General features: G+C 69.1%; 1 protein-coding gene. It reads left to right on the plus strand.

Translation table 11 applies throughout. The annotated features are described in order from the left end of the window. The coding region (locus ACWD2L_RS41000) for a condensation domain-containing protein (protein ID WP_351346113.1) at positions 1-2,201 on the plus strand (2,201 nt) is incomplete at both ends.

The following is a 2,201-nucleotide window of genomic DNA, read 5'->3' on the forward strand; positions in this document are numbered from 1 at the left end:
CGAACTCCCGCTGACCGTCAACGGAAAACTGGACCGCAAAGCACTACCCGCGCCGGAATACGTCGCGGGCGCCGGTCGGGGTCCGGCGACCGTGCAGGAAGAAATCCTGTGCGGGGCCTTCGCTGACGTCCTCGGGCTGGAGTCGGCCGTCGGGGTGGACGACGACTTCTTCCGGCTCGGCGGCCACTCACTCCTCGCGGTGCGGTTGGTGTCGCGGATCCGTGCCGTGCTCGGGGTCGAGCTGCCGCTCCGCACGCTGTTCGAGGCGCCTACGGTGGCCGGCCTCGCCGCTCGCCTGGCCGATGACGTGGGGGCGGCTCGGACGCCGTTGCGGGCTGCGGAGACACGTCCGGAGCGGGTGCCGCTCTCCTTCGCTCAGCGCCGGCTGTGGTTCCTGGCTCAGCTCGAAGGCCCGAGCCCGACGTACAACATCCCCATGGTGGTGTCGCTGACCGGTGAGGTGGATGTCGCCGCGCTGGATGCCGCGCTACGGGACGTAATCGGTCGGCACGAGTCGCTGCGCACGCTCTTCCCGGCCGTCGATGGTGAGCCCTGCCAACGCATCCTCGACCCGCGGAACCTGGACTGGAACCTCGACGTGTCGCGAGTGGCGCCCGAGGGCCTGGACGAGGCGGTTGCACAGGCCTCGCGGTACACGTTCGAGCTTGCTACCGAACTTCCCACCCGGGCATGGCTGTTCGAGGCCGGGGCGGATGATCGGACGCTGGTCGTGGTGGTGCATCACATCGCCGGCGACGGCTGGTCGTTGGGTGTGCTGCGGCGTGAGTTCTCGGAGGCGTACGAGGCGCGGCGGCTGCGTGGCGAGGCCCCCACGTGGGAGCCGTTGCCGGTGCAGTACGCGGATTATGCGTTGTGGCAGCGGGAGTTGCTGGGGGAGGAGTCGGACCCGGGCAGCCTGTTGTCGGAGCAAGTCGGCTACTGGCGGCAGGAGTTGGCCGGGGCGCCGGAGGAACTGGTGCTGCCTGCGGATCGGGCGCGTCCTGCGGTGGCGAGTCATGTGGGGCGTCGGGTGCCGTTGCGGGTGCCGGTCGAGGTGCATCAGCGGGTGGTGGAGCTGGCGCGTTCCGAGGGTGTGACGGTGTTCATGGTGGCGCAGGCGGCGTTGGCGGTTGCGTTGTCCCGGCTTGGTGCGGGGACGGATGTTCCGGTCGGGTCGCCGATCGCTGGGCGTACGGACGAGGCGCTGGATGACCTGGTCGGGTTCTTCGTGAACACGTTGGTGATCCGGACGGATCTGTCGGGGGATCCGGAGTTCCGGCAGGTGCTGGCGCGGGTGCGGGAGGCGAGTCTGGGTGCGCTGGCGAATCAGGACGTGCCGTTCGAGCGGCTGGTGGAGGAGCTGGCCCCGGAACGTTCGCTGTCCCGGCACCCGCTGTTCCAGGTGATGCTGACGGTAGAGGGCAGCGGGCGTACGGCAGGGGAGTCGCGGGCCTCAGAGGGACCGCCGACGGGAGCGGCGAGGTTCGACCTCGACGTGTCGTTGTCGGAGGTGTTGGACGAGGAGGGGCGTCCGGCCGGGTTGCGTGGGTCGTTGATCGCGTCTGCGGATCTGTTCGATGCGGGTTCGGCCGAGGTGATGGTCGAGCGGTACGTGCGGGTGCTGGAGTCGGTGACGGCGACGCCCGACATCCGGCTGCACGCGGTGGATGTGGTGGGTGCCGACGAGCGTGACGTGGTGTTGCGGCAGTGGAACGACACGGCGGCCGCCATTGATTCGCTGACCGTGCCTGAGCTGTTCGAGGCGCGAGTGGCTGCGGCTCCGGGTGCGGTGGCGGTGGTGTCGGACGGCGTTGAGGTGTCGTACGGCGAGTTGGATGTGTGGGCGAATCGGCTGGCGCATTGGTTGCGCGGTCGTGGTGTGGGTGCGGAGTCGGTGGTGGGTCTTCGTCTCCGGCGTGACGCGGAGATGGTCGCCGCGATTCTTGGCGTGTGGAAGGCGGGGGCGGCGTACGTACCCGTAGATGGGGAACTGCCGTTTGAGCGGGCGGAGTTCATCTTGGCGGACGCCGGTGTGGGTGTCGTGGTGGACGCGAGTGTCCTCGACGAGCTGGCGGGGTACCCCGGTACCGCGCCCGGAGTTCCCCCGGTTCCGTCGGGGTTGGCGTATGTGATCTATACGTCGGGTTCGACGGGAACGCCGAAGGGCGTGGCGGTCTCGCATGGTTCCTTGTCGAATCTGG

Source organism: Streptomyces sp. NPDC002754 (genome assembly GCF_053592315.1).